Below are 18618 nucleotides of genomic sequence, written 5' to 3'. Positions count from 1 at the left end.
CCTTCTTACCCCTTCCCTTCTTTTTCCTGCCTGCCCCACTTTGTGTAGGCCGCACACACCTCCCCGGGGGGGCCTTCCATCCGCTGACGGCCTCTCTCGAGCCACAGGGCCCGGGTGCAGTTTTTCCGTATCGTGTCCACCGAGTGGGACACGATCAGGACCGTAGCCCCGCTGTGGATCATCTCCTGGATCCGGCCGGCGCTTTTTTCCCGGAAAAACATATCTCCCACGCTGAGCACCTCGTCCAGTATGAGAATGCCAGGCGTCTCCCTGGCTGTGGCGATGGCAAATCCCAGTCTGGAGACCATGCCGGAGGAAAAATTCTTCACCTTCTGCTCCATAAAGCCCTCCAGCTCCGCAAATTCCACGATCCGCCTGTATTTGCGCCGGATAAATTCCCTGCTGTAGCCCAGAAGAGCGCCGCTTAAATAGACATTCTCCCTGGCTGTCAGCTCCCGGTCAAACCCGGTTCCCAAAGTGAGGAGCTGGATGCTGTCCTGGTCCGCCACCACCCGCCCCTCCGTAGGAAGGAGGGCGCCGGAAATGATTTTCAAAAGGGTGCTCTTTCCGGACCCGTTTGTCCCGATAATGCCCAGTATCTCTCCCCGCCTGACCTCAAAGCTGATGTCGTCCAGGGCGCGTAAAATCCGGGTCTTGTTTTTCCCACGCAGACCTCCTATGACATACTCCTTCAGGCTGGAGGCTCCCTCCAGGGGCACCTTAAAATGCATGCTCACATGCTGCACCGAGATGATCGGCTTTTCCTCTGTTCTCTTCTCCATGACCTCTCACCTGCCTTACAGTTTCTGTATCACCTTGCTCTGACTCCTGCGGAACACAAGCCTCCCGATCCCGTACATGCCGGCTCCCCACACTGCCGTCCGAAGGAGGACGCCAGCCGGGGGGATCCTGCCGTAGAGGATGCAGTCCCTGGCCCCGGCGATGAAGTTGTACACCGGGTTCTGCCAGATCACCGCCTGCATAGTCCCAGGCAGAAGCTCCAGAGGGTAAAACAGGGCGGACAGATACATCCACAGCGTCAGGGCCACTCCGTACAGGTGGCGGATATCCCCGAAAAACACATAGAGGACGGACAGGATATACCCCATGCCCAGGGAGAAAAGGAAGAGAAAAAAGACCAGCACCGGAAAGACAAGCGCGCTCCCCCTCACCGGAATGCGGAACAAAAGGAGCATGACGCCATAGGCTGCCAGGGAGTAGAGAAAATTCACAAAGGCTGTCACCACCCTGGAGAGGGGGAAGACAGACCTGGGCAGCCGGATCTGGAGGATCAGGGCCTGGTTGTCCGCCAGGGCTGTCATAGCCGTGTTGGTGGCCGCAGTGAAAAAGCTCCAGATCACAAACCCGGTCAGATAGTATACCGGATAGTTCTCGATAGACTTTCGGAACATGGTGGAAAAGACCAGGGACAGAACAGCCATGGAGAGGAGCGGACTCAGCACACTCCACAGGATGCCCAGCCTGGAACGGCTGTATTTTCTTTTCATTTCCCTTGTCACCAGCTGCCTCAGCGCAAAGTATGGCTGTCCCTTCATCGCTTCCTTCTCTCTCCCATCTGTTTTCTGTAATACAGAGCGTATTTGTACAGGCGGTTATGCCAGAGATGGCGCCTCACATGTCTCCCGCAGAGGAGAATGGAGCCCTCCATCCAGGCGCTCTCATGGACCGGATCCCTGCGAAGTCCGACCCTGGAAAGGCCCCGTGCCAGAAACCTGTTTTCCCGGATCTGCTCTTCGCTTAAGGGCGCCGCCAGGGTCTGATCCGCATCCAGCACGTCGTCGGAGAAGGCCATGCCCCCGAAGGCCTCCGCCTCCTCCCGGGTAGGGCTTCCCATGAGCCGGGCCAGGTTTCTCTGGGCTGTCCCCGGATCCTGGATATGCCAGTCCAGCGTCCGCTCTGCCAGCTCCTTTCTCTCCTCTCCCGCCTGCTCCTCCACCGCCTCAGTCACACAGGTGAGGAGGGCCCGGTTTTCAGGCCGGCCTTTCTCCCGCACGGGAGCCATCCCCTCCTTTGTCCTCCCGTATCCGACGCACATGCCCTCGGGCTGGCTGAACACGCACTCAAAGAGACTGTTGGAGAAATACACCTTTCTTCTTATCTTTCCATCCGGGCCGAAATAATATGCATGGTAATCCCGGGGATCTGCCTGTTCCGGAATGTGGTACAGCCCGTAGTAAAAGCCCTCCAGCTTCCCTCTGTAGTTCATGGACTCCAAAAGCCGCTTCAGCGTCAGCTGCATACTCCCTGTCCACCCGCTGTCCGCCACAGCGCACCGGACCGGCTCCAGAAATCCCTCCTGGGCGATCCAGGAGGCTGCGGTGTCATAGGCTTTTGCCGCGTGGCTGTACACATACCGCCAGAACAGCTCCCCCTCCAGGAGGCTCTCCCGCAGCCGGAGAATCTCCCGGTAGGGGAGGACCCGGTCCAGCTCCTCACGCATGCCCATCACCTCCGCCGTCCTCTCTGCCTCCTTCTCATCCAGCCCCCCTCTTTTCAGGATTTTCCGCAGTGTGACATCCACTCCTCCCACGCAGACCTGATCCGCTATCTCTCTTTTGTCCATGAGGTGAAAGCAGGGGATCCGAAGCGCATACCTGGAGCAGCAGAAATACCGGCAATCAACAGCAGGCTCCACATCCCTTCCCAAAATCCTGGCAGCCCGGTACATAGGCCAGCCGTCCCTGGCAAGAAAATAGATCCGCCGGATATTTCTCTCTCCGGCGGATCTTAAGATCCACTTTACAAATTCAACCATGGCAGGCGCCAGCACCTCCCGGGCACGATCCCGCACAGTCTCGAGGCGCTCCTCCTCTGTGACAAGACTTCCGTCCATATCCGCTCCTTCCTCTGTCACCTGTCCCCTTATCTCCCCCGGCCAGCTAGTCCGGGTCGGTCTGCAGGCCGCCGTATGAAAGCGCGGCCTGCCGCCTCTTCAGCCATCTTCCCGCTGACCGGGGAATCATCCCTGCGGCCAGGGGACGGAAACGGCAGATCCAGGCCTTGCCCCCTGTGAGCCCCAAAGCCTGAAAGCCCTGGCTGCGAAAACGCATTTCGTCCAGGCGGTAACAGAATTTTCTCTTCTTCCAGCTGTCCGCTCCCTCCCGGTAGCAGATCAGCCTCTCCTGGAGATTATACCCACGGCAGCCCAAAATATGCAGCCTCACAAAAAGCTCATAGTCCTCACATCTCCTGACTCTCTCTGACTCATCATAGAATCCGCACTTTTCAAAAATGCTCCTGCGAAACATGACAGAGGGGTGGATGTAGGGGGAAAAGCAAAGGAAATCCTCCCTCTTGGGCTTCTCCCTCATCAGTCTCTCTCCCCAGATGCCGTCCTCGTCAAAGAGCCAGGCTCCGGTGCCCACAAAGCCGTACTCCTGGTGTTCCTCAAGAAACCGGACCTGCCGCTCAAACCGCTGGGGAAGAAGAAGGTCATCTCCGTCCATCCGGGCGATATATTTCCCCCGGGCCTTCCCGATGCAACAGTTCAGCCCGCTGGCAATACCTCTGTTCTCATCCCCTTCCAGATAAAGGATCCTCGGATCCCTCTTGGCCAGCTGCCGGATCCTCTCCGACACAGCCTCGCAGGAGCCGTCATTGTACAGGAGGAGCTCAAAATCGGAAAAGGTCTGCTCCAGCACAGAGTCCACCGCCTCCTCAAGCTGGCTGAAGGGGTTTGGATTATACACGCTCATGATGACGCTGACTGCGGGTCTTTTTTTCATACTCCGACACTCCTGTAAATTTCTTCCATTTTTTCTCCTGCCCTCTGCCGGGAGAACCGAAGGCTCATCCTTCTTGCTTCCCTGCCCATGTCGCTTCGCAGATCCTCCCTCTGCCACAGCTCTCTGACCGCCTCCGCAAACTCCCGGGGCTGCCGTCCGCTGCACAGGAAGCCGTTCTCCCCCTGGCGGATATACTCTCTCGTCCCCCGGCTGTCTGCTGCCACTACCGGAAGGCCGCAGGCCATAGCCTCCAGAGCCGCCATTCCCAGCCCCTCCCTGAGAGAGGGGAAAAGAAACAAGTCGGCGCCCTGCAGAAGGAAATCCATATCTGCCCGAAAGCCCATGAGCCTCACCCTGTCTTCCAGCCCCCGCCGCCTGACCTCTCTTTCCAGGAAGGGCCGCCAGGGTCCCTCCCCGCAGATCACATACCGGCAGGGGATATCTCCCAGCTCCTCCATGGCTCGCAGGACAGTCTGACAGTTCTTTTCCCGATCCAGGCGGGCCGCTGTCACAAGGCAGTACTCCCCCTCCTTCACACCCATGACCTGTCTCGCCTCCTGCCGTCTGCTCCTGTCCGGGCAGAACCTGTCTGTATCTGTCCCCGTTCCCGGCATGAACGCCACCTGGCCGCCCTTCTTTAAGATAAACCGGCCGGCACAGCTTCTGTCCTCCCTGTTGATAGTCACCAGCACATCTGTCATCCTGGCCAGCGCTCTCTCCACAGGGTAAAAGAGAAACCAGCTTTTCAGAGGCCCACCTTTGTAGAAATGAAAGCCGTGGGCCGTGTAGATCACCTTCACCTCTCTTGCGGAAAGCCAGGCAGCCAGCCGTCCAAGCACACCTCCCACAGGATTGTGGCAGTGCACCACATGGATCTCCTCCCTGCGTATGATGCGGATCAGCTCCACCAGCGCCCGGCAATTTTCCTTTATATGAAAAGGGGACTTCCGGATAGAAACAGGGTGCACCTGGATCTCATTTTCCGTGAAATACTCCTCATCAAAATCATAGTCCTTACTCCCGAAGCCGGACGCATAGTGGATCCTGGCTCCTGCCTTTCGCAGAATGTCCACTGTATTCCTTTCAAACTGCCACAAAAAGCCGCTCACCGTCGTCACAATCAGTACATTCTTCTGTCTCACAGCCCATCTCTCCTTACCCCTGTGTCTCTTTCCTGCTGCGCTATCAGTCTAACATCCTGCCCATGGATATTCCTTATGGTTTTTCTGGAAAAACATATGAAAGCTGGAAATCAAAAAGCAGCAAAAAAATGATGTGATTTTTAAGGGGATACCACTGGCATTTTCCCGCCATCCGTGCTATACTTAGTTTACAGATTTTTACGTAAACTTCTGAGTTTCTCGCTGACAAAGCGCTTTTTGACAGGCAGGAGGTGAACACATATGTCAAACGATGAGCTGCTTCGGTACATAGCGGAGCATATGCTGACTAAGGACGAATTCAGGGCTCTGGAGGGCAATCTGGAAGCTTTGGAAACAAAGATGGCTACCAAGGACGAGCTCAGGGCTCTGGAGGGCAATCTGGAAGCTCTGGAAACAAAGATGGCCACCAAAGATGATCTTAGAGAGACGGAAAACATGATACTCACAGAGGTAGACCGCATCCAGGAACGGTCTGAAGAGCACTACGCAGAGCTCAGCACCCGCATCAGAAATCTGGAAAATAAAGTCGTTGTACGATCAGAGCAAAGCACGATCGCTCTGCTGGTGGATGTCGTTTCTACGTTAAAAACGGATGTCGAATATCTGAAGGCCAAGATCTCGTAACTATTCCCATTATTGTTCTTTCCACTTGTTTTTCCGACATGTGTGTCGTATAATTATTTTACAGACATACGTGTCGGAAAATTTGTGTACAGAAATCACCCATAATTTGACTTACAATGATCAGGGAGGAACCTATATGAACATGCGCGGCGCCCAGACCCGGGAAATGATCAAAAAAAAGTCCCTTGTCCTCTTCTCACAGAAGGGATTTAAGGGAGTGACCATGAAGGATATCTGCGGGATAACCGGACTGAGCCGGGGCGGTCTCTACTGCCACTACAGCAGCACCAGACAGATCTTCCAGGAAATCATAGAGGATCTTATGAAGCAGCAGGAAAATGAATTCCGCGCGAAGATCCAAGCGGGAAAAAGCGCCGCTGCCATACTGGACGATGTTCTGGACCGCTATGAAGCGGAGATGGCAGACAGCTCCTCGTGCCTCTCTCTGGCCATCTATGAATATTTCAGCAGCAGGGAAACGGCCGCCTCCGGGAAAAATCAAAATCCCATCTCCCTCCAGTATCAGCGCTCTGTGGCCATGTGGACGGAGCTGATACAGTACGGCGTGGATCGGGGTGAATTCCGGCAGGTCCACATCCCTGCTGTGTGTGATCTGATCCTCTTTTCCTATCAGGGCGTCCGGATGTACAGTCAGATCGGGCCAGCCAGCCGGTCTCTCCCCTCCCGCATCACAGGGGAAATCCGAAAAATTCTGGTCAGAGATCAGGATGGAGACCAAAAAGGAAAGGACGGGACAGCTCTCATCAGTCCCACCGACGTCATCTCCAGGATTCCCGGCTTTCCTGAAGTGTGCATCACCACCTTCTCACAGGACATGATCGCACAGTTTGTCAGCAATAATCCAGCCCGGATGATCGCATCCCTGAAAACTGCCAACGGGGATCTGCCCGTGTATGAGATATCTGCCGGCGGAAAAAAAGCGGCCCTTTTCCTCTCCCGCGTGGGCGCCCCCGCCTGCGCCGTGGGGCTTGAGGAGGTTATCGCCATGGGCGCAAAGAAAATCATCTTTTTTGGGAGCTGCGGAATTCTGGATGAAGCAAAAACAAAAGGCCGGATCATCCTCCCCTCCTCTGCTCTGCGGGACGAGGGTACCAGTTTCCACTACTGTCCGCCCTCCCCGGAGCTGACCACGCCGGAGCACATACTTTCTTTTATGGAAGAAATCCTGGCAGAGCTGGAAATACCCGGCGTTACCGGAAAAATCTGGACCACAGACGCCATTTACCGGGAGCTTGACTCCCAGGTCGCGCAGAGGCGGGCACAGGGATGTCTGGCGGTGGAAATGGAGTATGCGGCAGCCCTGGCTGTAGCCATCTTCCGCGGGGCAGAGCTCTACCCCTTCTTCTATGGCCTGGACAGCTTTGAGGGGGATAGCTGGCAAATGAAGGACTTGCCGGAATACGGCGTCAAGAGCTGCGGGAAATTCTTCCGCATCGCTCTTGCCTGCGCCGGCCGCCTCGCCTCTGAGAGGTCGTGACCCTGCCGTCCCTTTAACCCTGGCAGCTTTTTAATCCCGCCATACTCTCTTTTACTGGCCGCCTGGCTCCTCCCTCTGGTACTCCAGTATATCGCCAGGCTGGCAGTCCAGCACATCACAGATGGCATCCAACGTAGAGAACCGGATGGCCTTCACCTTCCCTGTCTTTAAGTTGGACAGGTTCACATTGGAGATCCCCACACGCTCGGACAGCTCATTCAGAGACATTTTCCGATCCGCCATCACCCTGTCAAGCCGAAGTATAATGGACATATCTCTCACCTCACAATGTCTCATCCGCTTCCTTCTGAAGCGCAGAGCCGTACTCAAAAATATAGGACAGGCTGATGATCAGGCAGCCCACCAGCACCATTTTCCCGTCCACCAGAGAGACCTGTGCCCTCCCCAGCCCCAGAGCCAAGCACAGCAGCGGCAGGACAAGGGTGTAAATAAGAGAATAAACAACCACAAGCAGACCGATCCCCCGCACTGCCCTGCTGTTTTCCTTCTCAAAGGGCGTCTCTTTTTTCTCCACGTTCCGGAAAATACGCCTCACCAGCCAGAGGATCCAGGTGGTGACAGCGCCAAGCAGCACATACACCGCCATACCCGCCATAAAGCAGAGCTTGGGGGAGCTCTGGGCGGCATAGCTTAGGACTCCCTCCTGGAATTCAATCCTCTGCCCCGCCCCATAGAACGCCACCCCGTAGGTCAGGCCTTCCGCGTCCATCAAAGTCAGACGGAACGAAGACCCGGGCATGGTCCCTATGTAAATGGCCCATATGACTTTTGCCGCCAGGAAAAGAAGGGAGATCCAGAACAGGATGCGAAAGACCATCCCGATCTCACTGCATCTTCTCTTCACTACATTCCCCGGTGTTTCTCTTTCTCCTGTAAAGTTCATATCCAGTTCCTCCTGTATCTATATCGTCTCCTCCACCTCGTTTTGACAGGCCAGCCCTATCCGCAGGATATATCCCAGTATCAGGCAGAGAAGTCCGATCACAAAGGGGACGCCGTCAATTGTAAAAAAATCTCTAAACTGGATAAAAAGTCCCATCTCGATTGTATACCCATCCACAAAAGGAAAAAGAAAGGAGGCCAGCATAAGTCCCGTTCCAGTTATATACATTCCCCAGGGCATCTCTCTCCCGAGCAGTCTTCTGCCCCTATGCATACGCATAAGGATACAGACCAGTACAACTGACCAGACCCATGAAAACAGGGATATAGCCAGCCTCCACAAAAAGACATTCACTCCCAGCTCACTCCACTCATTTCTGATAAATAATTTGGGCAGATCCATAAACGCGGAAAGCGACAATGCTGCCACATAAACCAGCGTCAATACAAGAAGCACCCGAAATCTTCTCCTTCCGCCAACTTCCTTCTCACCGCTGCAGTCCACCCTGATCTTTTCATCCATACACATTTCCTCCTCTCCTGTCTTCTGTCCTTCTCCGCGGTTTTATCCGCCTCGCTCTTTTTATTACCTGCCTTCCTATCTGCTTTCAGCATACCAGTACATTTTATGTTTTGCAATATATTTTTAATGATAATCATTAAAAAGCAGGCCGCCCGGGGAAAATCCCGCGGGCTGACCTGCCTGAAAGGAGAAAATATCTTCACTTATTTATCTTTTGATGTTGAAAGCCCCAAAGCCCGGGTAGACGGCCGCGTCTCCCAGCTCCTCCTCGATCCGCAGGAGCTGGTTGTACTTGGCCACCCGCTCGCTCCTGCTGGGAGCCCCTGTCTTGATCTGGCATGTGTTCATGGCCACTGCCAAGTCTGCGATAGTGGTGTCCTCCGTCTCGCCGGAGCGGTGGGATGAGATGGCCGTGTAGCCAGCCTTGTGGGCCATCTTGATGGCCTCCAGCGTCTCGGACACAGAGCCGATCTGGTTCAGCTTGATGAGGATGGAATTGCCGCATCCAAGGTCAATTCCTTTTTTCAAGCGCTCTGTGTTTGTCACAAAAAGGTCGTCGCCCACAAGCTGCACCCGTCCGCCCAATTCCTCTGTCATCATCTGCCAGCCTTCCCAGTCTTCCTCGTCAAGGCCGTCCTCGATGGAGTAGATGGGGTATTTGTCACACAGGCTCTTCCAGTGGGCTACCAGCTCGGCGGATGTAAATTTCTTTCCGCATTTGGGGAGAACATACTCGCCCTTTGTGCCGCTCTTCCACTCGCTGGACGCCGCGTCCATGGCCAGGACAAAGTCCTTTCCCGGCTCGTACCCGGCCTTGCCCACTGCCCGGAGGATATACTCAATGGCCTCCTCGTCGCTTGCCAGGTCAGGGGCAAATCCACCCTCATCCCCCACAGAGGTAGCCAGGCCGTTCTCCTTCAGGAGCGCTGCCAGGGCGTGGAACACCTCGGTGCACCAGCGCAGCCCCTCCCGGAAGCTGGGGGCTCCGGCAGGCATGATCATAAACTCCTGCACGTCCACTGTGTTGGCCGCGTGAGCGCCGCCGTTCAAAATATTCATCATAGGCACAGGGAGACGGTTGCCTCCTGCCCCGCCCAGGAACTTATAAAGGGGAAGCTCCAGAGCGCAGGCCGCCGCCCTGGCGCAGGCAATGGAGACTGCCAGGATAGCGTTGGCTCCCAGCTTTGACTTGTCCTTTGTGCCGTCCGCCTCGATCATGGCCCTGTCCACAGCGTAAATGTCGGAGGCGTCCATTCCCTTCAGCGCGTTGTTGATCACTGTGTTGATATTTTCCACTGCTCTGGAGACGCCCTTTCCGCCAAACCTTGTCTTGTCCCCGTCCCGCAGCTCCAGCGCCTCAAACTCTCCCGTGGACGCGCCGCTGGGAGCGGATCCCCTCGCGGTAGTGCCGTCCGCCAGATACACCTGGGCCTCCACAGTGGGATTGCCTCTCGAGTCAATGATCTCCCGGCCTGTTACTTTTTCAATTTCTAAAAAATCCATCGTTCCTTCTGTCCTTTCCCATGGGCCTCCCTTTTGCCCTGCCTGCCAAGGAAAAGGGCAAAAGGAGTTGTCCATGATTTATTCACACACAGTTAGTAATAGCTAACCATATGTATCGTACCAGAAGAATGATGGATAATCAATCTCTTATTTGAGAACTTTTCTCAATTATTTTATATGTCTCATTATTCAGTGAAAATAGTGGTCGCCAATACGGATACCGTAATTTCCATTTCCAAAGGAGAGACACCCCTCCACCGGATCACTGCCTGCCAGGGCGTCCGCCGCGGCCTGCAGGGCAGTCTGGGTATAGCTGCCATTTGCCAGGACCTGATCCAGCCATCCGGTCATGGCAGGCCCAAACTGTCCGGACTGGTAGATCACCTCGCGGATAGAGCCCGGATAGGCGCCGCTGTTCACCCGGTTCATGACTACGGCCCCCACGGCCACCTGGCCCTCGTAGGGCTGGTTGCCGGCCTCGCAGAAGATCAGGGCTGCCAGCAGTCTCTGATCCGCCTCTCTGGCCTGCCTCTCGGCTTCCTCTGCCGCCTTCCTGGCCTCCTCCGCCTGTCTGGCAGCTTCCGCCTGGGCCTTCAGCTCCTCTTCTCTCTGTGTCCTGTTCTCCGCGGCGATCTGCACTGCCGACTGTGACAGAGTCTGGGCCATCTCATCCGTCAGCACACTGTCCTCTGCTGTGAGAACGCCGCCGTCTCTCCCCTGGTCAGGCGACATAGCATAGCTGGTAAATCCGGCTGTGCAGAAGGTGCAGGCCGTCATGACAGCCGCGGCACAGAATAGGTTTCTCGTCCTTATTAACTTCATATACTCCTCCTGATTTCCTGCAATATTCTTACATTTGTTTTATATTTATATGTATTTATATGCACTTTATTGCACATGTATTACGAATATTACAAAAATGTTACGCCGGCTATTCTACTATAAACCACCTGGGCTGTCAACTTTTTTATTTCCCATCCGGAGAATTTACCGGTTTTCACCGTAAAACTGCACAATATTTTTCCCAAAAATATAGGAGTTATGATAGACTGGAATAGGAATTTTTGCTTTTCAGAAAGGAAATCATTATGAAATTTGAGAATATTATTTTCGATGTGGACGGAACTTTGTGGGATACCACCAAAACTGTGGCTGACTCATGGAATTACGCGGTGGAGACACTGGGCTATCCCTCTGCTGGCATCACGGGGGAGCAGCTGAAAAATGAGTTCGGAAAGACAATGGACGTGATCGCCGAGGATCTATTCCCCCACCTGCCTGTGTCAGAAAGAGATGTGCTCATGGAGGCCTGCTGCCGCTGGGAGGACGAATTTCTGGAGAGGCTGGATATCCCACCCCTCTACCCGGACGTCCGGGAGACCGTCGCCGCCCTCGCAGGGACCCACAGGCTCTTTATCGTCAGCAACTGCCAGAGCGGCTATATCGAGCTTTTCTTAAGAAAGACCGGCTTGGGGAAATATGTCACAGACATTGAATGCTTTGGCAACACAAAAAAGACAAAGGGGGAGAACATCAGGCTCGTCATGGACAGAAACATCCCCGGCAGCACCTGCTATGTAGGGGATACCGCCGGGGACCAGAAAGCCGCCAAATGGGCTGGGATACCGTTCATCTATGCCTCTTACGGATTTGGCCAGGTGGACGAAGGAGACTGCTTTGCCTCCATCTCCTCCATCCGGGAACTGACGAAGGTGACCGGATAAGGCCCCCGTTCACAGCTAATCACAGCGCCCTGCTAAGCATCAGCTCTGAAGCTGCTTACAGGGCGCTGTGTATGATCAGGCTCCACGCAGGAATGGCGACCACGGACAGGAGGGTGGTAAGTACCACGCACTGGGTGGCAAACTCCTCGTCTCCGTGGTACTTCATAGCCAGGATGGCTGTGGTCGTGCCGGCGGGCATGGCCGCAAGAGTCACAGAGACGCCGGCCACAATGGAGTCAATACCCGCCAGCCAGCACCCCGCAAACACCGCCGCCGGGATAAAGATCAAACGGATAAAGGAATAAAGGGCCGTGGTCTTTGTCAAAATATGGCGCATGTCCGCATCTGTCAGGATGGTGCCGATAAGGATCATGGTAATGGCCGTGGTGCAGCCCCCCACATTGTCAATAGCAGAGCTTAAGAACCCAGGCAGCTTTACCTGGGTCACCATCAGCACGATGCCAATTTCCACCGCTACGATACAGGGGTGTGTCAGCACCTTTTTTACAACCTCTTTCCTGCTGGGGCTCTCTGTAAAATAAGATATCCCCGCTGACCACATGACGATCCGCTGGGGGATCAGATAGACGGAGGCGTACAGAAGGCCGATGGAGCCGTAGAGTCCCTCCGCCACCGGATTTCCGAGAAAGCCTGCATTGGAGCAGACCGTGGCGTACTGGAGGACCATCTTTTTCTCTCTTGGCACCCTCCGGTAAAACACAGCGCTCACAAAGGTACAGAAAATCTGTATCAGTATGGAGATGACAAGGATTTCCAGCTCCGCCACAAACACCGACTTGTCCATGGGCATGTAGAAGGCGGATATGATATTGCAGGGGAGGATCAGATCGATGACAAGGTCCGTCATCATGCCCTTGCCCTCTTTTGTGATAATATTCATTTTTCTCAGGACGACCCCCACAGCCATGAGAAGAAACATCATGACCTGGAGGTCAAAAAGCCCGTCTATCTTCATTTATGCTCATCCTTTTTGCTGTATATCACTCTGTTATGCTCTCCGTCATCCAGCACATGGACGCCGTGGAAGCTCTGGATGTACTGTTTGAACTGGGAATACCCGTAATCCCGCACCTTAAAGTCCCCGAATTTATTCCGTATCCGGTTCCCCAGGACGCTCAGGAAAATGCCGTGTTTCCCGCTGTCCTTGATCTGCTTTAAGATAAACTCCTCAATCTGCTCTCTCCTGCTCTTGTCCTCAAAGAGCGTCACTGTGATCTGGGAGCCGGACTGTATCAGCTTCAGCTTAGGGCAGGATTCCAGGAACCGGGACAGAAGGCTGTATCCATAGCGGCGGACGTCAAAATCCGGGTACAGCTTCACGAGACGGCTTCCCACCTCGCCCAGGCCTGTCTTTCTGTCATCGTTCTGGTTCTCTGTGATGATCCGGATGACCGCCTCCTCGATCTGGCTTCTGTCCACCACGTCGCTGTCTCCCATATTCTCCTCCATGAGGAGCTCCAGCACAGTGAAAATGTCGCAGGCCTTGCGGAAGGGAGCCGGCGTCTTGTTTTCGCCCATCCCGATCACAGTCTTACCGCTCTCCCTCAGACGGCTGGCCAGCTTAGTAAAGTCGCTGTCGCTGGACACAAGGCAGAAGCCCTCCAGCTCACTCGTATACAGCATGTCCATGGCATCAATGATCATGGCTGAGTCCGTGGCGTTTTTCCCGTGGGTATAGCTGAACTGCTGGATGGGTGTGATAGAGTTGTTGAGAAGCTCATCCTTCCACCCTGAATTGTTGGTGCTGGTCCAGTCCCCGTAAATCCTTTTGTATGTCACTTTCCCATATTTTGAAAGCTCATCCAGGATGGGCTCAATGTACCTGGATGATACATTGTCCGCATCGATGAGCAGCGCAAATCTGTCCTCCACGCCTGTTACCTCCCATTAAATCTTTCCGTTCTGAATAACACATTCTTATTTATTATAGCAGAATTTTCCGGTCATACATAGTAAAATATAATGAAAAACGTTTTCGGCAAAAACACTTCAAGCCGCTCTTGTCATCTGGTTTTGAATACTATATAATGGGTATATTGAGGTGGTGAAACTATGACAATTGATACAAAAGATATGCTGAACAGTATCCTGCAGAGCCTCTCCCGCATCGACTACGTGAAGCCCCAGGATATTCCGAATATTGACCTGTACATGGATCAGGTCACAACCTTTATGGAGAGCCAGCTTGGCTCCACCCGCCGGCACGGCGAGGACAAGATCCTGACAAAGACCATGATCAACAACTACGCAAAGAACAATCTTCTTCCCCCTCCGGTGAAGAAGAAATACTCAAAGGAGCATGTGCTGGTCCTGATCTTTATCTACTATTTTAAAAATATCCTCTCCATCAAAGATATCGAGACGCTCCTTGTGCCTCTCACGGAGAAATATTTTCACAATGGGGAGGACTTTGACATCACATCCGTTTACGAGGAGGTATGCAGTCTGGAGAAATCCAGGATCGACCAGCTGGCAAAGGATATCGCGAAAATGTACAATACATCTGCCGAGACCTTCCAGGACGCGCCAGAGGAGGATCAGGAGTCGCTGCAGCTCTTCTCTTTCATCTGCAGCCTTGCCTTTGATGTCTATGTAAAAAAACTCCTCATGGAAAAGCTGATCGATCAGCTCCCCGGCTCTGAGGAGAAGAAATAGCATATTATCAGTGCACCTACGCAAAAGAAGATTGCCTCGGGCAATCTTCTTTTTTATCTATTCTTCTTTTTTGTTGATCCTCTCAAACACCATGTCGTACCCATCGTTCCCGTAGTTGAGAGAGCGGTTCACCCTGCTGATAGTGGCAGTGGAGGCCCCGGTCTTGTCCGCGATCTCCAGGTAAGTCTTGTGGTCCCGCAGCATCTTGGCAACCTCAAATCTCTGGGACAGGGAGAGCAGCTCGTTGATGGTACAGATATCTTCAAAAAATATATAACACTCTTCTTTATCTTTCAGACTCAGTATAGCGCTAAACAGATAGTCCACCGCCTCGGTTCTGATTTTTTTGCTCATATTTATTCTCTCCTCCGAAACGAAATTCATTATGCGTATATTTTAGCACACTAAATTCATAAAGTCCATAGGGAGGCCGGAATATTTTCCCTTCGGGTATTTTGCCCTATATTTTATCCGCTATTTGCGGGCCCTGCGCTTCAGCACGGACATCAGCCTGTCAAAGGATGTATTGGCCACCAGCTCCTCCGGGAAGTCTGCCTCAGCGAGAAGCCTTTCCGAGTACTCTGTGTTCACGATGTCCACATCCACGTGGGCATCGCTGCCAAGTGTCACCATTGTGCCGTATTTCTTGCAGCAGCGCAGCATTTCCAGAGCGTTTCCATAGGTGTTTTCCCGGAAGCCGCCCGGCCGGAGGGAGGAATTGTTGATCTCCAGGAGCGTCCCTGTCTCCCTGGCTGTCCTGGCAAGGATGTCATAGTCCGGTCCGTACCGTCCATCGTCGGGGTGGCCGATAATGTCGATATAGTCCTTCCTCATGGCATTGACGTAGGCTCTTGTATTCTCCTCCCTGCCGCTTGTCTTTCCATAGCAGGGCGGATGGATACTGGCCACCGCTATGTCAAGAGACCGGATCGTCTCCTCCGGCAGATCCACCGTGCCATTCTCATCCAGTATGTTCAGTTCCACACCGAAGAGCAGCCTGAGATTTCCCAGCTTCCTGGGAACCACCTTCAGGTTCTGGAAATAGTACAGGCCGCAGGTTCCGGGCATCTTGGGCGCGTGCTCCGTGATAGCAAGTCCCTCCAGCCCTTTACTTTCAGCCATGGAAGCCATCTCCCGGATCGTGTTGTAAGCATGGCCGCTGGCAATGGTGTGGGTGTGGGTATCAATCTTAATTTCCATCTCTTCCTCCTTATCATCTGCTCTCGCTTATGTCTGTTTTTCTCCGTTCGGATCAGGTATAAATTTCTTCTGTCCGGTAATCATTATAACGTATCCATTTTTATTTAGCAAATAAAGGAGGTCCCAGTCACATGAGCAGAAAAGAAAAGAAGGCCGTATCACAGAAGAGGGAGGACCTGGACAACCAGTCAATCATCGACTCCTGCGACTATATATCGGGCGCCGCCTCGGCCGGCGACTGCACCGGACTGATCCCTTCCGAGCCCGTCTCGGAGGCGGAGCGGGAGTCCTACCAGGACCTGTACGCCTACCAGTATCTCCCACCTAAATTTCCCCCAAAGAAAAAATAGGGAAACACATCCTCCTTTTTCCGCATATAGTAAGGAAAAAAGGACTGTATTATTATGGCAAATCAGACACTTGTCCCGGTGAGCGGTGTGATCCAGCGCATCACGCCTCTCTCCGGAGACTGCTGCTCCCTGCAGGTCTCAATCGTGAACAACAGCGGGGTATCCAACTTTATCGTCAGCCCCTCCACCTACGTCATCCAGGAGGTTCATCTGCGGGCCGGCATGCTGGTAACCGCCTTCTACGACAGCGATCTGGCGATCCCTCTCGTGTATCCGCCGGAGTACCAGGCCGTCATCATCGGCCGGAAGAATGCCAACGAGACGATCTACGCCGGCTGGTTTGACGGAGACCTGTTGGCTGTGGACCAGTCGCTGAAGCTGAATGTGGGACCCTCCACCCAGATCATGACATCCAACGGGCAGAGGTTTAACTGCAGCCTGGACGGACAGCTCCTCATCGTCTACTACTCCGCCGCCACTATGAGCATACCGCCCCAGACCACACCCAGGCGGATCATTGTCGTGTGTTAGCACTTTTCCTCCTTCCGCATATACTAAACCACCAGAATTTTTAAGGAGGATTTTATGAAAAAGCGTCTGTTTACTGTACTGCTTGCCGCCGTCCTGGCTCTTGCAGCCCTGGCCGGCTGTTCATCCGGTAAAGACGATGGCACCGCTGCCTCCGGCCAGGCCGGCGGCAGCGAAAAAAAGTCCACAAAGGTAGTGCTGAACGAGGTGGCACACTCCATCTTCTATGCGCCCATGTACGTGGCCATCGAGGAGGGATACTTTGAGGAGGAAGGCATACAGGTAGAGCTGGTCAACGGCTTTGGAGCCGACAAGACCATGACCGCCGTCCTCTCCGGTGAGGCAGATATCGGCTTCATGGGGTCAGAGGCCTCCATCTACACCTACAACGAGGGAGCGGGCGACTATGTGGTCAACTTCGCCCAGCTGACCCAGCGGGCCGGCAACTTCCTGGTGGCCCGGGAGCCTGTGGAGGATTTCTCATGGGAGGACCTGAAGGGTCACCTTGTTCTCGGGGGAAGAAAGGGCGGCATGCCGGAGATGGTGTTTGAGTATATCCTGCGCCAGAACGGCATAGATCCGCAGAGCGACCTGACCATCGACCAGAGCATTGATTTCGGCTCCACCGCGGCGGCCTTTGCCGGCGGTCAGGGAGATTTCACGGTCGAGTTCGAACCGGGAGCCACCAGCCTGGAGCAGGAGGGAAAGGGCTATGTGGTAGCCTCCCTTGGCACAGACAGCGGCTATGTCCCCTACACCGCCTTCTCCGCGAAGAAGAGCTATATAGAGGAGAACCCGGATGTGATCCAGGGCTTTACCAACGCCCTCCAGAAGGGCATGGACTATGTGCAGGGCCACACTCCGGAGGAGATCGCAGGTATCATCGCGCCTCAGTTTGAGGAGACAGACCTGGATACCATCACCACCATTGTGACCCGCTACTATGACCAGGACACCTGGGCTGACAATCTGGTCTTCTCCGAGGACAGCTTTGACCTTCTCCAGGATATCCTGGAGGATGCAGGCGAGCTGGAAAAGCGAGCCCCCTACGAGGACCTTGTAACCACAAGGTTCGCCCAGGAGGCAGCCAGATAGTGACCATCCTGCTTGCAGGCTGATCATATATATCGCCGTTCCTTTCGCGCCGCTTTGGCGCAGGGCGGCCGGGCAGGAGGCATCCTTTTGATGCCCCTGCCCTTTTCTACGTTTCTGAAGAAAATCTTAGGACTTTATAAAGCTTCTGTGTCTTTGCTTGCATCCCGCCCTCATACATTATAGAATAGTCCTGTTATAAGGAGGTATACATATGAACGGCAAATCATACAGTGACTTTTTTGGCGACGACTTCGAGGTAGTCTACGAGGAGGATCTGCCCGAAATCAATATAAACGATGATGACAATGATGACGAAGATGAGGAGTACGGCGATCGCAGCCGGGGCTCTTCCGCAAGCCGGAAGAGCAGGCGCTCCGGCTCCGGAAAAGACAAAAGAGAGCGCTCCGGCAGGGACGGCCAGGAGGACGGAAGGAGCAGGTCCCGCTCCAGGAGCAGGCACAGCGTCCTCTCCCCCGTCAAAAAGACAGCCCAGACAGGGGCCCGGGCTGCGGCCCGTCTGATACAGATGGTCTGTAAGACAGCCTCCCTTGTGCTGATCGCAGTGATCACATTGATCCTGGGCTCCCACTTTCTGGAGGGGCTCTTCACCTACGGCAACCCGGCCGCGGCCGTGGGTGAGAAGAATTATACGATGGCAGCCTACGCCGCCTTTGCCCTCTTCCTCCTGCTCTTTGAAATCATCTCTTTCCTCTGGGCCCTGACCGGCCCCCGGGTGGCAAGAGATGGCAGACGCAGCTTCCAGAGCGACACAGGCAGAGGCATGTTCTCCTTCATTCTGGTGGGTGCCGGCTCCGTCCTGGCCTATGTACTGGCAGGCCTTATCCCCGGATCCCCTGCGCCTCTTAGAGGACTTTCGGGAGCTGTGGACATCTACGGCTCTCTCTCCGGCACACTGGTGCCCCTGTGCATCGCGGGCGTCATAAGCTGCATACTCCGGAAGCTTTTCTCCCGATAGCCCGTAGAGCTGACGCATAATATGCGTCAGCTCAGACTGTAGACAAAGGTGGTGCTGGAGCCCTAGCTCCAGCACCACTCTTTTTGCCAAAATGCCAACTCCCATATTT

At 54.3% G+C, this 18618-nt stretch carries 22 protein-coding genes; 8 read left to right on the top strand and 14 right to left on the bottom strand.

All coding sequences use genetic code 11. The features are described from left to right. Positions 1-5: 5 nt before the first annotated feature. From H7U36_RS07440 to H7U36_RS07420, 5 genes are read right to left on the bottom strand one after another with little or no spacing between them, the layout of a single operon-like run. Complete coding sequence (locus H7U36_RS07440; RefSeq protein ID WP_243426725.1) at positions 6-782, bottom strand: ABC transporter ATP-binding protein; 777 nt, start codon at positions 780-782, stop codon at positions 6-8. Positions 783-797: 15 nt separating this feature from the next. Next, positions 798-1556, bottom strand: coding sequence for an ABC transporter permease (locus H7U36_RS07435; RefSeq protein WP_205155941.1), 759 nt, complete (start codon positions 1554-1556; stop codon positions 798-800). Then, on the bottom strand, positions 1553-2875 hold the full coding sequence (locus H7U36_RS07430) for a hypothetical protein (protein WP_205155940.1): 1323 nt from the start codon (positions 2873-2875) through the stop codon (positions 1553-1555). Before H7U36_RS07430 ends, H7U36_RS07435 begins: the two co-directional genes overlap by 4 nt. Before the next feature lie 25 nt (positions 2876-2900). Beyond that, positions 2901-3746: a glycosyltransferase family 2 protein gene (locus H7U36_RS07425; protein WP_205155939.1), complete on the bottom strand. Its 846-nt coding sequence runs from the start codon at positions 3744-3746 to the stop codon at positions 2901-2903. Then, positions 3743-4888: a glycosyltransferase family 4 protein gene (locus H7U36_RS07420; RefSeq protein WP_205155938.1), complete on the bottom strand. Its 1146-nt coding sequence runs from the start codon at positions 4886-4888 to the stop codon at positions 3743-3745. The genes H7U36_RS07425 and H7U36_RS07420 overlap by 4 nt, the downstream gene beginning before the upstream one ends. 261 nt (positions 4889-5149) lie before the next feature. Here H7U36_RS07420 and H7U36_RS07415 point away from each other — a divergent pair, with 261 nt between their 5' ends. Both H7U36_RS07415 and H7U36_RS15405 read left to right on the top strand, forming a co-directional pair. Then, positions 5150-5533, top strand: coding sequence for a hypothetical protein (locus H7U36_RS07415; protein ID WP_191428548.1), 384 nt, complete (start codon positions 5150-5152; stop codon positions 5531-5533). Positions 5534-5669: 136 nt separating this feature from the next. Next, positions 5670-7031, top strand: coding sequence for a phosphorylase family protein (locus tag H7U36_RS15405; protein ID WP_330637058.1), 1362 nt, complete (start codon positions 5670-5672; stop codon positions 7029-7031). Between the two features lie 51 nt (positions 7032-7082). Here the strand turns inward: H7U36_RS15405 and H7U36_RS07405 are convergent, their stop codons facing one another. The 5 genes from H7U36_RS07405 to H7U36_RS07385 all read right to left on the bottom strand — a co-directional run bounded on the left by H7U36_RS07405 (position 7083) and on the right by H7U36_RS07385 (position 10782). After that, positions 7083-7304 (bottom strand): helix-turn-helix domain-containing protein, encoded by a 222-nt coding sequence (locus H7U36_RS07405; protein ID WP_033126958.1) that lies wholly within the window; start codon positions 7302-7304, stop codon positions 7083-7085. A gap of 10 nt (positions 7305-7314) precedes the next feature. Then, positions 7315-7935 carry a DUF2975 domain-containing protein gene (locus tag H7U36_RS07400; protein WP_205155937.1) on the bottom strand — a complete coding sequence of 207 codons (621 nt, stop codon included), beginning with the start codon at positions 7933-7935 and terminating at the stop codon, positions 7315-7317. 18 nt (positions 7936-7953) lie between these two features. Beyond that, positions 7954-8457 (bottom strand): DUF2975 domain-containing protein, encoded by a 504-nt coding sequence (locus tag H7U36_RS07395; protein WP_205155936.1) that lies wholly within the window; start codon positions 8455-8457, stop codon positions 7954-7956. A gap of 207 nt (positions 8458-8664) precedes the next feature. Next, entirely contained in the window at positions 8665-9960 is a 1296-nt protein-coding gene (eno, locus tag H7U36_RS07390; RefSeq protein ID WP_191428545.1) for a phosphopyruvate hydratase, read from the bottom strand. 189 nt (positions 9961-10149) lie between these two features. Then, positions 10150-10782: a cell wall hydrolase gene (locus tag H7U36_RS07385; RefSeq protein ID WP_033126954.1), complete on the bottom strand. Its 633-nt coding sequence runs from the start codon at positions 10780-10782 to the stop codon at positions 10150-10152. Positions 10783-11048: 266 nt separating this feature from the next. Between H7U36_RS07385 and H7U36_RS07380 the strand changes: the two genes are divergently transcribed. Beyond that, positions 11049-11684 carry an HAD family hydrolase gene (locus tag H7U36_RS07380; RefSeq protein ID WP_191493905.1) on the top strand — a complete coding sequence of 212 codons (636 nt, stop codon included), beginning with the start codon at positions 11049-11051 and terminating at the stop codon, positions 11682-11684. 55 nt (positions 11685-11739) lie between these two features. Here H7U36_RS07380 and H7U36_RS07375 read toward each other — a convergent pair whose 3' ends face one another. Together H7U36_RS07375 and H7U36_RS07370 are read right to left on the bottom strand one after the other, a co-directional pair. Then, complete coding sequence (locus H7U36_RS07375) at positions 11740-12660, bottom strand: AEC family transporter (protein WP_191493904.1); 921 nt, start codon at positions 12658-12660, stop codon at positions 11740-11742. After that, a complete protein-coding gene (locus H7U36_RS07370; RefSeq protein WP_191493903.1) occupies positions 12657-13577 on the bottom strand; it encodes an NYN domain-containing protein in 921 nt (306 codons plus the stop codon). Before H7U36_RS07370 ends, H7U36_RS07375 begins: the two co-directional genes overlap by 4 nt. 180 nt (positions 13578-13757) lie before the next feature. Between H7U36_RS07370 and H7U36_RS07365 the strand changes: the two genes are divergently transcribed. Beyond that, positions 13758-14360 carry a DUF1836 domain-containing protein gene (locus H7U36_RS07365; protein ID WP_033126951.1) on the top strand — a complete coding sequence of 201 codons (603 nt, stop codon included), beginning with the start codon at positions 13758-13760 and terminating at the stop codon, positions 14358-14360. Positions 14361-14417: 57 nt separating this feature from the next. On the opposite strand, the gene H7U36_RS07360 is transcribed toward H7U36_RS07365, so the two are convergent. Both H7U36_RS07360 and H7U36_RS07355 read right to left on the bottom strand, forming a co-directional pair. After that, positions 14418-14714 carry a YerC/YecD family TrpR-related protein gene (locus tag H7U36_RS07360; protein WP_033126950.1) on the bottom strand — a complete coding sequence of 99 codons (297 nt, stop codon included), beginning with the start codon at positions 14712-14714 and terminating at the stop codon, positions 14418-14420. Positions 14715-14834: 120 nt separating this feature from the next. After that, on the bottom strand, positions 14835-15560 hold the full coding sequence (locus tag H7U36_RS07355; RefSeq protein WP_191428543.1) for a phosphatase: 726 nt from the start codon (positions 15558-15560) through the stop codon (positions 14835-14837). 131 nt (positions 15561-15691) lie between these two features. Here H7U36_RS07355 and H7U36_RS07350 point away from each other — a divergent pair, with 131 nt between their 5' ends. From H7U36_RS07350 to H7U36_RS07335, 4 genes are all read left to right on the top strand, one after another. Next, the gene (locus H7U36_RS07350) at positions 15692-15910 is read left to right on the top strand and encodes a hypothetical protein (RefSeq protein WP_191493902.1); all 219 of its coding nucleotides are present in this window, start codon (positions 15692-15694) and stop codon (positions 15908-15910) included. A gap of 54 nt (positions 15911-15964) precedes the next feature. Then, positions 15965-16441, top strand: a complete 477-nt coding sequence (locus tag H7U36_RS07345) for a hypothetical protein (RefSeq protein ID WP_191428541.1) — start codon at positions 15965-15967, stop codon at positions 16439-16441. Between the two features lie 54 nt (positions 16442-16495). Next, the gene (locus H7U36_RS07340) at positions 16496-17533 is read left to right on the top strand and encodes an ABC transporter substrate-binding protein (RefSeq protein ID WP_191428540.1); all 1038 of its coding nucleotides are present in this window, start codon (positions 16496-16498) and stop codon (positions 17531-17533) included. A gap of 211 nt (positions 17534-17744) precedes the next feature. Next, positions 17745-18509, top strand: coding sequence for a hypothetical protein (locus H7U36_RS07335; RefSeq protein ID WP_191493901.1), 765 nt, complete (start codon positions 17745-17747; stop codon positions 18507-18509). Positions 18510-18618: the final 109 nt, after the last annotated feature.

The sequence above is a fragment of the Faecalicatena fissicatena genome, from assembly GCF_016900595.1.
In the GTDB taxonomy this organism is placed as follows: Bacteria; Bacillota; Clostridia; order Lachnospirales; family Lachnospiraceae; genus Claveliimonas; species Claveliimonas intestinigallinarum.
The sequence above is the reverse complement of the archived record's forward strand: the minus strand, read 5'-3'. Positions and strand labels throughout refer to the sequence as shown.